This window comes from Streptomyces sp. NPDC003248 (assembly GCF_055563235.1).
In genome coordinates this window covers 129,266-142,318 of record NZ_JBVHDT010000015.1, presented here as the reverse complement: position 1 = coordinate 142,318, position 13,053 = coordinate 129,266, and the positions used below count along the sequence as shown (strand labels likewise).

At 70.6% G+C, this 13,053-nt stretch carries 8 protein-coding genes; 4 read left to right on the top strand and 4 right to left on the bottom strand.

Going from position 1 to position 13,053, the window contains the following annotated elements:
- Positions 1 to 42: 42 nt before the first annotated feature.
- A complete protein-coding gene (locus ACZ3KJ_RS28980; RefSeq protein WP_467531265.1) occupies positions 43 to 2,190 on the top strand; it encodes a UvrD-helicase domain-containing protein in 2,148 nt (715 codons plus the stop codon).
- 100 nt (positions 2,191 to 2,290) lie between these two features.
- Positions 2,291 to 3,556, top strand: a complete 1,266-nt coding sequence (locus tag ACZ3KJ_RS28975) for a hypothetical protein (protein ID WP_467531264.1) — start codon at positions 2,291 to 2,293, stop codon at positions 3,554 to 3,556.
- 311 nt (positions 3,557 to 3,867) lie between these two features.
- Here ACZ3KJ_RS28975 and ACZ3KJ_RS28970 read toward each other — a convergent pair whose 3' ends face one another.
- Positions 3,868 to 5,178: a hypothetical protein gene (locus tag ACZ3KJ_RS28970; protein WP_467531262.1), complete on the bottom strand. Its 1,311-nt coding sequence runs from the start codon at positions 5,176 to 5,178 to the stop codon at positions 3,868 to 3,870.
- Positions 5,179 to 5,320: 142 nt separating this feature from the next.
- Positions 5,321 to 7,246 carry a GmrSD restriction endonuclease domain-containing protein gene (locus ACZ3KJ_RS28965; RefSeq protein ID WP_467531260.1) on the bottom strand — a complete coding sequence of 642 codons (1,926 nt, stop codon included), beginning with the start codon at positions 7,244 to 7,246 and terminating at the stop codon, positions 5,321 to 5,323.
- Between the two features lie 323 nt (positions 7,247 to 7,569).
- Here ACZ3KJ_RS28965 and ACZ3KJ_RS28960 point away from each other — a divergent pair, with 323 nt between their 5' ends.
- Both ACZ3KJ_RS28960 and ACZ3KJ_RS28955 read left to right on the top strand, forming a co-directional pair.
- Entirely contained in the window at positions 7,570 to 8,373 is an 804-nt protein-coding gene (locus ACZ3KJ_RS28960; protein ID WP_467531258.1) for an N-formylglutamate amidohydrolase, read from the top strand.
- A 193-nt stretch (positions 8,374 to 8,566) separates the two neighbouring features.
- Positions 8,567 to 9,649, top strand: a complete 1,083-nt coding sequence (locus ACZ3KJ_RS28955) for a hypothetical protein (RefSeq protein WP_467531257.1) — start codon at positions 8,567 to 8,569, stop codon at positions 9,647 to 9,649.
- Between the two features lie 131 nt (positions 9,650 to 9,780).
- On the opposite strand, the gene fusA is transcribed toward ACZ3KJ_RS28955, so the two are convergent.
- Positions 9,781 to 11,853 carry an elongation factor G gene (gene fusA / locus ACZ3KJ_RS28950; protein ID WP_467531256.1) on the bottom strand — a complete coding sequence of 691 codons (2,073 nt, stop codon included), beginning with the start codon at positions 11,851 to 11,853 and terminating at the stop codon, positions 9,781 to 9,783.
- 372 nt (positions 11,854 to 12,225) lie between these two features.
- Positions 12,226 to 12,963: a nucleotidyltransferase domain-containing protein gene (locus tag ACZ3KJ_RS28945; protein WP_467531254.1), complete on the bottom strand. Its 738-nt coding sequence runs from the start codon at positions 12,961 to 12,963 to the stop codon at positions 12,226 to 12,228.
- Positions 12,964 to 13,053: the final 90 nt, after the last annotated feature.

The window sequence follows — 13,053 nt, the reverse complement described above, 5'->3', positions numbered from 1 at the left end:
CTTCCTCTCCGCCGCACCCCGCCCGGCCCTTAGGATCCCTTCATGCCGCAGCTCGCCTTCGACATCGGTTTCTTCGCCGAACTCCCCAAGCTCCAGCCGCCGGTCAGGAAGGGCGTCCTGGAGGCCTGGGAGAAGTTCGACCGGCTCACCCTCGATCAGCTCTTCAAGGATCCGGGGCTGAAGCTGGAGAGTCTGACGAACGCGCAGGACAAGCAGATCCGGACGATCCGCATCGGACAGTTCTGGCGCGGTGTCGTCCTCGCCCCGGCCTCCGGGGACACGTTCCTCCTGCTGCGGGTCATGCCCCACGACAAGGCCATCGCCTGGGCGAAGAAGCAGAAGGCCAGCATCAACGAGGTGACGCGGGCCGTCGAGATCCGGGACGCGGCGACCCTGGACGAGATCACGCCGGCGTACGAGCAGGTGGCGCAGGCCTCGCCGAAGGAGCGGTTGTTCGCGAAGTTCTCCGACGGCGACCTGACCGCCCTCGGCATCGACGCCGAGACGCTGCGGCAGGCCCGGTCGCTCGTCGACAAGGAGCAGCTCGAAGTCTTCGCGCCGCTGCTTCCGCAGGACCAGCGGGAGGTGTTGCAGTACCTCGCGGAGGGCTGCACGGTCGAGGAGGTCTGGCAGGACATCGTCGCGCCGGCCCTTCAGGCGTCGTCGCAGCCCGTGGACACCCAGGACTACGACACGGCGATCCGGCACAGCCTGGCCCGCATCGCGCTGGTCACGGCATCCGAGGAGCTGCGGGAAATCCTGGAGAAGCCCTTCGCGGCCTGGCGGGTCTTCCTGCACCCCTCGCAGCGGAAAGTGGCCTACCGGGCGTCCTACTCCGGGCCCGCCCAGGTCACCGGCGGGCCGGGCACCGGCAAGACCGTCGTCGCGCTGCACCGGGTCAAACATCTGCTCGGGCACCTGCGCGACGGGGACCGCATCCTCCTCACGACGTACACGAACGCACTCGTCAACGCTCTCCGCTCCGGTCTGGAGTCCCTCGTGGAGGATCCGGAGCTGCGCGGACGCGTGGACATCTCCACGGTGGACGGCTTCGCCAGCCGTGTCGTCGCGGAGGCACCGGGCGCGGTGACGTTGCGGCCGCTGATGAACAACGAGGAGGAGAGCCGCTGGGGCAAGGCCGCGAAGGCCACGGGCTTCACCGGCAGCCCGCAGTTCCTCGCCCAGGAGTACCGGCACGTCATCCTGGCCCAGGGCATCAGGAGCCTGGCCGAGTACGAGGCGGCGGACCGGCGCGGCCGCGGAAGCCGGCTGACGGCGGCACAACGGCCCCTGGTGTGGGAGACGGTCGAGCGATTCAAAACCGCCCTGGCCGAGGACGGGGCCCGCACCTGGCTGCAGACATGCGCGGAGGCGGCCCGGCTGCTGGAGGAGAAGGGCCCGCCGTACCGGCACGTCGTGGTGGACGAGGCGCAGGACCTGCATCCGGCGCAGTGGCGTCTGCTGCGCGCGGCCGTACCCGCCCGCCCGGACGACCTGTTCATCGCGGGTGACCCGCACCAGCGCATCTACGACGCGAAGGTGTCGCTGAAGTCGCTCGGCATCAAGGTGACCGGGCGGTCGGTGAAGCTGCGCAAGAACTACCGCAGCACCCAGGAGATCCTGCGCTGGTCCACGGCCCTGCTCGTCGGCCGCCCCATCGCCCAGCTCGAGGACGAGGGCCGCGACGACACGCTGCTCGGGTACCGCTCCGCGCTCCACGGTGACGGGCCCACCGTGCACACGGCGGCGACCGAGGAAGCCGAACTCGACGCGCTCGTCGCTCGGATACGGACGTGGCTGGAGGCAGGCGTCGGCGCCGGGGAGATAGGGGTCAGCACCCGCTTCAACAAGACGTGTGCGAAGACGGTGGCGCACCTCAAGGCCGCCGGCCTCCCCGCCGTACCGCTGCGGACAGCCGATCCCGCGAAGGACGCTGAAGCCGTCCGGGTCGGAACCATGCACTCCTTCAAGGGGCTGGAGTTCCGCTGCGTCGCCGTGGTCGGCGTCAACGAGGACGCACTGCCGTTCGCGAAGGCCGTCACGCCCGCCGACGTGGATGCGCAGCAGCACGAGACGGACATGATGTCCGAACGCTGCCTGCTGTTCGTCGCCTGCACGAGGGCCCGCGACGGACTGCACGTCTCCTGGTCCGGCAAGCCCAGCCCGTTCCTCGTGGAGGCGGGTGTGTGAGGTCGGAGCACCGCGTGCACGGCCACGGGCAGACGGCCGTGGCCGTCCGCGAGTGGCAGGCAGTGGTCATCGGTGTGTGACGTCGGCAGGAGGGCAGCTCATGAGGGCTCAGGGGTCAGCGCTGCAAGGGGCAAAGATACTTGAACGCACCCCGGACCGCTTCGGCTGGACGCTGCTGCGCCTCGCCGCACCCATCTCTTTCGTCTGCGGGATCTGTCACCGGACGACGGTGGCCGCCGAGGTCGCCGTCGGGACCGTGGACATGGGCACCACCGTGGTGTACTGCTCGGGTTGCCTCAGCCGGCAGGCCGCCGGTGATACGGACGCCTCCGAAGCACGCGCCACCGCGCCAGTCGTCGTGTCCGTGTCCCAGGGCAGCCCGAGCGAGGACGAGCCTGCCGCCGGCCCAGGTCGGACAGTGGTGATCCGGCAGCCCGACCCTGGTGAGCCGCACGACGTGATCGAGACGAAGTCCCAGATCCAGTGGACGTTCGTGCTCCGCAGCCGCCATCTCGACGACGGCCTGTGTCCGATGCCTTCGCGAGCCGCGGGGCGCGTGCGAAGAGCGAAGGTGGTGCAGCTCCACGACGGCCGCGCGTTCCCGACGGTGCTGCTGGCTTCTCTGCACAAGAAGACCGCCAAGGAGCATGTCCGCGGTATTCGATGGCCACGGACGCAGATCATGCCGGGCACACGGGTCACGGCCACGTTGAGCAACGGACAACTGAGGCTCTGTCTGCACCCGTTGCCACGTCCGGTCCTGATCGCGAGGAGGAGGTTCCTTTTCGAGTACGACCCTCGGGTCGTCGTCCGTGACCTCCCCGCGAGTCAGGCGCGGTCCCGGACCGGTGACGTCACCTCGCTCGACGGGTTGGTGCAGGAGACGGTTCGCAAGCTCGGCTACCTCGACGAGCACGGCCGCGCGCTCCTGCCGTTGGACAACCTGATCAGCAACGTCCGCAGGCTTCCGGGCTCCGGACAGCACACGAGCGATGCCGTCCGGGCAACCGTGAACAGACTCATGGGCAGTAAGCGGCTCACCTGGGAAACAGGCAGCTACGGGTCGAGCGGCATCCTCAACTTCCCAGCTCGGCCGGGCGAGAAGAGAATCAGACTCGTCTGCTATAGGCCCTTCGCGCTGCCCAAGCACGAGAACGGGCCCCAGCGGGTGGTGCATCTGCCCAGCGCCTCCTCTCGGCATGGAGTGGCCGGGCACCTGATGAGGATCGACCACTTGGGCAAGCAGGCCAGTGACACGGCGCAGACCGCGTACTCGGAGGCACACCGCAGGGCCGGCCTGGCCGGGGCCCACAAACTCCCGGAAGGCCACACCTACGTCAGGCCCCACCAGCGTGGCGGCAAGTAGCCGGAGGCGCAGTACAAGGTTGTACGACCATCCGTTGCGATGCGGATCGACACATGTCCCGGTCGCGGCCTTCTCCTCGTCACTCGCCCTCGCCGACGATCGGGGCGTCACCGACCGCCGCTCCGGCCCCGCAAGTCCGTGTGGGCGGTGGTGGGCACCGCGTCGAGTGATCCGCCGGGCGCCCCTCGGTGAGCACCCGGCGGATCACCCTGCCCTCGGTCACGGTGCGGAACAGGGCGAAGAGCCACCATCGCGTCGAGGTATCGGGCAACCTGCCCCCACTCACCAGGTGAATGCGAGCGCGCCTACGCCTACGCGGGCAGCGCGGGGAACACGACCACCGAGCCGTCCTTGCCGCGGGCGATCTCGATCGCCACGTCCGTCGCGCGGCTGTCGGCCATGACGCCGTCGCCAAGCCTGTGGATCCGGTTCGCCGCGCGCATCAGGCGATCGACCTCACCGGTTGTGAAGACGGGCCGCAGACCCTGCGGGCGTGCCAGCTCCAGCGCCGACAGGCGTCCCAGGACAGTGGCGATGTCCGACTCCAGTTTGTCGAGGCGCTGCTGGTCGGCCTTGAGTGCGCGCACGAAGTTCTCGAACAGGTTGCCGGCGTCGGTCTGGGCATGCTCGACCGCCTGCAGAACGATGACCCGCCGCTTCAGCGCGATGGCCAAGGCGGCGAGTTCGAGGTGGGTGCGGAACGTGCCGCCGTCCTCGTCGACGCCGGGGAACGCCTTGGTCAGCGTGCCGATCTCGACGGCCTTGTCGTCGGGCAGCTTGTCGAGTGCGCTCTGCCATTGGGCGAGGCGGCGGTCGGCGGCGGCCAGCGCCTTGCTGATGGCATGCACTGCCGAGTCCAGCCCCAGTGAGACACCGATCTTGCCCTGGTCGAGCAGGATGGCGGTGGCTTTGTCGATGGCGTCGCGGCAGCCGTCGAGTTCACTGCGCTCGTCGTCGAGCTTCTCGTCGTGCAGTTGCTCCAGCAGTTCCGTGATGTGTTCGATGGCCTGCTGGCGCTTGTGGTCGGCGTGCGCGCTCACCCCCACCGCCACGGCCATGAGCACGAGCGGCGCGGCCACCGTGAGCGCCGCGCTGCCGGCGGCCGCGACGCCGGCTGTCGCACCGGCTCCACCGACCGCGCCCGCTGTTGCCGCTCTACCGACCGGCACGAACGCCGCGCCGGCGGCGATACGGCCTGTCGGTTGCACAAATGCACCGCGGATGCCACCGGCCACCCCCTTCGCCGCCATCGGGCGAACGACGCCCTGCCCGAACTGGGCGGCGACCTTCGCCGGAACCACCATGCGGTACAGGCCTTCGCCTGCGGCGGTCGCCGTGGCCGCAGCAGAGGAACTCCGCGCCGATTGCGTGATGAGCTGCGACAGGTGCTGAGCCAGGGGGCTCACGGCGTCGAGCGGGATACCTCGGCCGCGGTCGAGCTCGTCGGGCAACGGATGTACCTCAAGTGTGGCGATGGGCTCGTCGGCCAGGGCCGCCAGCACACTGCGCAGCTCAGCCAGGCGCTCAGCCGTCATCGGCTCGTCTCCGGCCAGTGCGGGCACCCGGACGTCGCCGGTCGCCAGCGTCCACACCGGAACGATTGCCTTGCGGTCGTCAGTCATCGTCTCCCCTTGTTCTCCGACGACAGCCTACGGCTGACGTCCGACAGGCCTCCTGTGCCGTCGAGGCAGACGTTCGACGCCTCGCCCCTCCGGATCGGCCCCCGCATGAGTCGGTGCACGGAGTGCCTGGCCCGCTGTCCCGCTACCGGATGCTCTGCAAGAGATTGCCGGTGGCGGTGACCGTCCAGAACGACCATCCGTTGCGGTTCGGATTGACGTGCGGATTGAGGGCGTGCACCACGCCTACTGCCGCCCCGCTCGGACTCTCGTACTCGCCGCGGCCGGGCCCGGAGGGAATCGTCACCGTGCGGGACGAGGGGTCGTAGTAGGCGGTGATGCGACGGCCTTCGTAGACCGCGTGAATCTCGACGCCCAGTTCCGTGCGCAGTTCTCGCACGCCGTCGCCGACCAGCGTGGGCGCGGCCGGACCCTCCGCGATCACCTCCTCGTCAGCGGGCAACTCCTCGGTGTCACGGTGGCCGGTCCGACCGTCGTAGGCCGGGAGTCCCAGCAGATCATTGAGGACGTTGGCCAGCAGGCGCCTGCGTGCGGCCAGGAAGTCGGGGAAGCGGTCCATGGACCGCAGCTCCGGGTCATCTGGAATCCACTGCTCGGCCAGGCGCTCCGGAGCGATGCCGGACATGTAGTCGTCGGGCAGCCTGGAAGAGATCATCTTGTTGGTCTGGCCGGTGACGAAGGCCAGGTTGGCGAGGCTGTTCCACTCCTCCTTCGCGTACGTTCCCTGGACCCGTGCGCGGGGGAACACGTGGTGGAATTCGATCTTGGCGCCGCTGTTCATCGGCTGGTCGCTGATGGCGATGTTGGTCGCCCAGTCCCGCGCCGTACCCCGCAGCGCAGCGATGTAGAGCAGTTTGAAGAAGGGATGTGTGGAGTACTTCTGCTCCAGGTCCCTCGGGTGGAGAGCACTGTCCAGGGATCGGGTACCGGACGCCCTGCGAATGAGTTCGGCGAACAGGTCCTCTCCCGCACGGGACTTGATCAGTCTGGCCTCCGCGTCGAGCTTGCCCTCGACCTGCAAGGAGTAGTGGCTGAAGGCCATCGCCGTGTACACCCAGCGGCGCAGTAGCTGGGTCTCTCCCGGCCGCAGCTTGCCGTCCCGGTGGTGGAGCAGCAGAGCGGGCACGATGGTGACGTTCGGCGACGAGAGGATCTCGGACCGGGGGATGGAGCACTCGCCCTTCAGGAAGTCGATGGCGAAGCGCAGAGCCCTCTCGGTGGCCTGCCAGGCCTCCTTCAGTGCGGCCTCGTCCACGTCCGCCCCGATGAGCTTGATGTGATGGGCGCCGGTTCCGGCGAGGAGGCTCATGAGGCGCAGGACGGCTTCCCTGTTCAGAGCGAAGTTACTGTCCTGCAGTTCCTGGTGGAAGGAGTCCATGGTGTCCAGGCCGTCGGACCAGCGGGCCGCGATGGCGCTGTACACGAGATCGCCCTTCGACAGCCGTCGGCCGCCCTTGTTCAGCCGGGCGAAGAGCTCGGCGACCTCCTCGTAGTCATCGGACTCGTAGGTGATCACGGCGATCTGGTGCTGCCGGATGTTGTTCACCTTCTGCAACCGCTGAATCCACGAGTCGAAGTTCGGGTCGTCGATCGACACTCCCGCCTTGCGCAGAACCTGGTAGAACTGCACGTTCTCCTGCAGCAGCGTCGACACCGGGATCAGCAGCAGGTCCTTCCGCTGCACAGCGCTCGGATTGACGAACTCCTCGGTGCGCACGTCGAAGCGCAGGTCGATGAGCCGGCCGTCGGCCTTTGACTCCGGGCGGTACACCCAGGCGAGGGAGGTCAACCGCTGCTGCCCGTCCAGCAGATAGAGGGGTTGGTGCGCCGACTTCGCGGCTTGGACGACGGCAGCCGTCTTGAAGGGGACGGTGAGACCGGTCTTCCACAGCAGGAGAGCGCCGACCGGGTAACCCCGGTAGAGGGAGTCGAAGAGATCACGGACATCGGGCCTCATCCAGACGAAATCTCGTTGGATGGAAGGAATGACGACCCTGCCCTGCAGCAGGTCCTCGACCTGAGAAATGATCTTTTCGTTTGCCAGCCCCATGCCGCCCCCAGCGTGCGAGTGATCTACCGCACACACGATAGTCATGGGGCGAACGGGGCGCGCCCACCCTTCACACATCCGCCTCCCGGGCCTCTGCCGCAACGGCGATGTCAGGACGATGGCGTTCACGGGTCAGACGCACGAGGCAACCCGCCCCCAGAAGAAAATGAAAGCATTGGTTAACTCCTTTGCGCAGGAGAGGAGTCGTATACACTCACGGGGCGCGGTCGGGCGGCGCAGCCACCCTGTCCGACCGACCAGGCGGGAGGCGCGCATGCCCCCCGACGTACGATCCACAGCAACGCGCAGCAAGGACATCCCAGATGAACGACGCGTCATCCTCCTTCCAGCTCCTCCCCGGAGCCCCCGACTCCCCCGTGATCCTCCACGTCCCGCACTCCTCGCGGGCGATACCGGCGACGGTGCGGCAGGGCATCGTGCTCGACGACGTGGCGCTGGAGCGGGAGTTGGACCACATCACCGACTCGCACACGGCGGAGATCGCGGCGGTGGCCGCGGCCCGTTGCTCCGTCGCGCCCTGGCGGTTCGTCAACCGGTTGTCCCGGCTGGTCGTGGATCCCGAGCGGTTCCCGGACGAGCGGGAGGAGATGCTGTCGGTCGGCATGGGCGCGGTGTACACGCGGACCACGCACAAGGGGGAGTTGCGTCCGGCCGGTTTCGACGGGCGGCCGCTCGTCGGGGAGTACTTCGAGCCGTACGCCGCCGCCATGACCGACGCGGTCGCCGAGCGGCTGGCGGCCGTGGGGCGGGCGGTGGTCGTCGACGTGCACTCGTATCCGACCGAGCGTCTGCCGTACGAACTGCACGGTGACGGTCCCCGTCCGCCGATCTGCCTGGGCAGCGACGGCTTCCACACCCCGGCGGAGCTGCTGGCCCGCGCCGAGCGGGCGTTCGCCGGCTTCGGCGGCACGGGGGTGGACAGCCCCTTCGCCGGGGCGTACGTACCGCTGGAGTACTACGGGAAGGATCCCCGGGTCAGCGCCCTGATGATCGAGATCCGGCGCGACGTCTACATGACCGAGCCGGGTGGCCCCGCCGACGAATCCGGGCTGGGCGCGCTCGCCGGTGCGCTCGCGGAGCTGGTGGACGCACTCGGCTCGGTGTGACGGGCCCCGGCCGGCAGGCGGTGTCGCGGCCCGCCGGCCTCGGTGCGTCACGTCTCGCGGGACGCACCGCGCGTCCCCGCACCACCCCGCGCCCTTTTGCCACGGGCCCGCTCCCGCCACACTGGTGCCGCTCGGCACCGGTTCCCGCCCGTACCCGGGTGGGAGGGGGCGACTGGGGGGAGTGAGTGCCGTCGTGGCAGCAGAGGATCCGTCCGACGAGGAGGTGCGTGCGGCGATCGGCGCGTACCTGGCGCGCTCCGGCCGGGGGAAGCGCCCCGCCCCTGACCTGGAGAACCTCCTCCTTACCCGCTCGCACCTGCTCGAGGGCACGGTCACCCATCACATCGAGTACCGCACCGAGGAGACTCGGCACCGGCCCGGCGCCGTCTCCCTCGCGGAGCGGCCGACCTACGACGTGCTGCGGGACTACAAGCTCGGTCCCCACGAGGTGCCCCGCGACCAGACGCTCCACCTGGTCAGACGCGGCTCGGTGCACCTCGGGTCGTGCGACTGCGGCAACGGCCGGCGGCAGTGCGCCGACTGCGCGGGCATGACGTACCGCCCCTGTGAGCCCGCGCAGGTGTGCGCCGTCTGCCAGGGCGTCACCGCGTGCACGCAGTACCTCAAGCACGGCGGCCTGCCCAGCACCCCGCCCCGGCCTCCGAAGCAGGGCGGCGCCGACCGCCCCGACGAACGGGTGACCTGCGAGGGGTGCCACACGCCCGACAGCGCGTGCCCCGGCTGCCGGGGCTGGGGGAAGGTCAGGTGCGCGGAGTGCGAGGCGACCGGGCGCATCCCCTGCGCGCCGTGCGGGCGCAGGGGCACCACCGAGTGCACCACCTGCAAGGGGCACGGGAGTCTGACGTCCTGGACGGCGGGGCGGATCGAGTGGACCCGGCGGTCCGACGTCGTGCCACCGCCCGTCCCACGGCCCCGGCGGATCGGGTCGGACCTGGACGCGGGCGGCTGGCGGGAGGATCTCCTCGGCCTGGACGACCCTCTTCCCGGCGACCTCTCCCCCGACCACCGCACGGCCGTCGAGCCGTACCTGCGGCGCCGCAAGGACGAGAAGGAACGGCAGGTCGTCCTCCGGCGTCTGACGGTCGTCAAGGCCAGGTCGCCCGGCTCTGCCTTCCTGGAGTTCTACGTCTTCCGGGGCACCGATGGACACCTCAGAACCGTGCCGCGGCTGTCGGACGAGGGCAGATGGAAGGTCGCGCTGATCGCGGCGGCCGTCGTCGCCCTCGTGATCCTGGTCCTGGTCCTGGTCCGGTGACCGGACGCGGGTAGGACCGGTGGGGAGGTCGGGCCTCCCCACCGGTCACTGCGCCTCGTCCACGGCGTCACAGCCGGCTACGGCGTCACAGCCGGCTACGGCGTCTCGACCGTCTACGGCGTCTCGACCCTCTACGACGTCCCGACCGCCGCCGCCTGCGGTGCCGGCGCGTACCCCGTCGGCCGGGCCGTGAAGGTGCCCCGGCCCTGGGTGCGGCTGCGCAGGCGGGTCGCGTAGCCGAACAGTTCGGCCAGTGGCACGGTGGCGGTCACCACCGCCGCGCCGCCGCGCACCGCCGAGCCGGTGACCCGTCCGCGGCGGGCCGCGAGGTCGCCGAGGACCGTGCCGACGGCGTCCTCGGGCACGGTCACCGTGACCTCGGCGACCGGCTCCAGCAGGGTCATCGCGCAGGCCCGCAGGGCCTCCCGCAGTCCCAGCCGGCCCGCCGTGCGGAAGGCCGCCTCCGAGGAGTCCTTCACATGGGTAGCCCCGTCGGTCAGGGTGACGCGCAGTCCGGTGACCGGGTGCCCGCCGAGGGGGCCCTCGGCGAGGGCGTCCCGGCAGCCGGCCTCGACGGCCCGTACGTACTCCTGCGGCACCCGCCCGCCGACCACGGCGGACCGGAACGCGAACCCGTCCTCCTCCGACGGTTCCACGTCCAGGACGACGTGGGCGAACTGACCGGCCCCGCCGTCCTGTTTGACGTGCCGGAAGACCAGCCCGGACACTCCGCGCGCCACCGTCTCGCGGTAGGTGACGCGGGGGCGGCCGACGTCGACCTCCAGCCCGAGGGTGCGGCGGATCTTCTCCACCGCGACCTCCAGGTGCAGTTCGCCCATGCCGGACAGCACCGTCTGGCCGGTCTCGGGGTCGGTCCGGACGGTCAGCGACGGGTCCTCCTCGGCCAGCCGGGCGAGTGCGGACACCAGCCGTTCGGCGTCGGCGCCGCGGCGCGGCTCGACCGCGACGGACACGACCGGCTCGGCGACACCGGGCGGTTCGAGCACGATCGGGGCGTCGGGCGCGCACAGGGTCGAACCGGCGCGGGCCGACTTCAGGCCCACCACGGCGACGATGTCCCCGGCGACGGCGCGGTCCAGCGGGGCGTGCCGGTCGGCCTGCACCCGCAGGATGCGGCCGATCCGCTCCGTGCGGCGCGCGGTCGCGTCCCACACCGTGTCTCCCTTCCCGACCGTTCCGGAGTACACCCGCAGGTAGGTGAGCCGGCCGGTGGCGGTGGCGTTGACCTTGAACGCGAGGGCGGCGAACGGGGCGGCCGGGTCGGCGGGACGCCGCTCGCCCTCCTCGCCGGGCACCGCCCGCGTGCCGCGTACGGCCGGGACGTCCAGGGGTGACGGCAGACAGTCCACCACCGCGTCGAGGAGCGGCTCGATGCCCCGGTTGCGGTAGGCGGAGCCGCACAGCACGACCACACCGTCACCGCTGAGCGTCAGGTCGCGCAGCGCGGTGGTGAGGGTCTCGGCGGACAGCGTCTCCCCGTCGCAGAACTCCTCCAGCGCCGCCGGGTGACGCTCCGCCACGGCCTCCTCCAGCAGCCGGCGCCGGCGCAGCGCCTCCTGGCGCAACTCCCCCACAACGGGCCTCTCTACGGCGGTCTCGGCATCGCCTTCCCAGGTCAGCGCCCTCATGCGGACCAGGTCGACGACGCCGGTGAAGGTGTCCTCCGCGCCGATCGGCAGCTGGACGACCAGCGGGACCGGGTGGAGCCGGTCCCGGATCGACGCCACGGCCGCGTCGAGATCGGCGCCCGCCCGGTCCATCTTGTTGACGAACGCGATCCTCGGCACGCCGTGCCGGTCGGCCTGCCGCCACACGGACTCGCTCTGCGGTTCCACACCCGCCACGGCGTCGAACACGGCGACCGCCCCGTCGAGCACCCGCAGCGCGCGCTCCACCTCGTCGGCGAAGTCGACGTGGCCGGGGGTGTCGATCAGGTTGACGCGGTGGCCGTTCCAGGCACAGCTGACGGCCGCGGCGAAGATGGTGATGCCACGGTCGCGCTCCTGGGGGTCGAAGTCGGTGACGGTGGTGCCGTCGTGGACCTCACCGCGCTTGTGCGTGGTCCCGGTGGCGTACAGGATCCGCTCGGTGACGGTGGTCTTGCCGGCGTCGACGTGGGCGAGGATGCCCAGGTTGCGCACGGCGGCGAGGTGGCGGTCGGGGGTGTGGAGGTCGTTGCGCACGGCCCTTGGCCTTTCGGGGTGTCTCTTTCGTGAACGGGCGGCGCGATGGAAGGCGAGCGGCGGTACCGGCGCGGCGGCGTCCCGCGCTCGACGACGGGTCGAGGCGGTGGGACGCCGGCCGCGGTGCCGGTCAGCTGGATGCGGTCCAGGGTGACTGTGGTGCCGGACCGCGGTTCCGGAAGCTGGTGACAGACGGCTCGTCAGATCATCCGGTGCCGGCCGCGCAGCGGACACCGGAAGGACGAGGACACGAGGATCACCTCGTAGCGGGAACGGGGAGCGGCGGCAGCGGTGTGGTCACGCATGGCGGGCTCCCCTCGTCGTTCGTCGCGGTGCCGCGCTGCCCCCGTGTCGTGGGCGGCGCAGGTCGTGTCATGAGTGTAGGGAGGCCGGGCGGGGAACGGCACGGGGTTTTTCCTCCGCGCCGTAGAAGTGCCGCCGCACCCGCCGCAGCCACGCGTCGGCGGCCGTCTCGTCGGGCCGCTCCGGCAGCACACTGCGGGTCCGCGCGAACGCCTCCTCGACCCGGCGCAGCAGCGGCAGCGCGGCCTCGGGGTCCGCGGCCACCTCCTCGCCGAACCGGTGGTAGCCGTCCGGGTCGTCGAGCCGGACGGTCAGCGTGCCCGTCGCGTACAGCTGGTAGCCCTGGTCGCACAGCCGCTTGAGGTGACGGGCGTGTTTGGCGGTGCGCCTGCGCACGTCGGCGGAGAAGGTGCCGTCGCCGCGGCTGCGCAGCTTCCTGAACTGCTGGGTGGCGTAGCCGAGATAGGCGTCGCGGACCCGATGGGCGCTCAGGAACGTGGTGCGGATGTCGAGGAGTTCCTGGCCGAGCGGGGTGCGCACCTCGTACAGGTCGTCGGGGAGCCAGACGAGTTCCGTCACGGTGGGGTTGCCGCCGAGGGCGAGCCGGCACCACTTCGCGGCCTCGTGCAGGGTGCGGTCCGGCGCCGTGCTGACGTGGGACTCCTTCGGCGGGTGGAGGCCGTGCAGCGACTCGGTGGGTGCCGCGAACAGGCCGAGGCGGTCGATGTCGGAGTGCGCGTGCGCGAGCCCGTAGGCGGTCGAGCCGACGATCCCCGACAGCAGGATGTTCTGGACGGTGACGGTCACAGGAGCCCCCGGTGGTGGTCTGCCGCCGCCGCGGGCGGGCGGCGGAACCGTCATGATGCCCCGGCCTCCGGACCGGTCACCTCGCATTTT

What these genes read in the sequence shown, in the direction of transcription:
- ACZ3KJ_RS28960 (WP_467531258.1), top strand. Translation starts at nt 7,570, where the DNA reads ATGAACGACGCGTCATCCTCCTTCCAGCTCCTCCCCGGAGCCCCCGAC.
- ACZ3KJ_RS28975 (WP_467531264.1), top strand. Translation starts at nt 2,291, where the DNA reads ATGAGGGCTCAGGGGTCAGCGCTGCAAGGGGCAAAGATACTTGAACGC.
- ACZ3KJ_RS28965 (WP_467531260.1), bottom strand. Translation starts at nt 7,246, where the DNA reads ATGGGGCTGGCAAACGAAAAGATCATTTCTCAGGTCGAGGACCTGCTG.
- ACZ3KJ_RS28970 (WP_467531262.1), bottom strand. Translation starts at nt 5,178, where the DNA reads ATGACTGACGACCGCAAGGCAATCGTTCCGGTGTGGACGCTGGCGACC.
- ACZ3KJ_RS28980 (WP_467531265.1), top strand. Translation starts at nt 43, where the DNA reads ATGCCGCAGCTCGCCTTCGACATCGGTTTCTTCGCCGAACTCCCCAAG.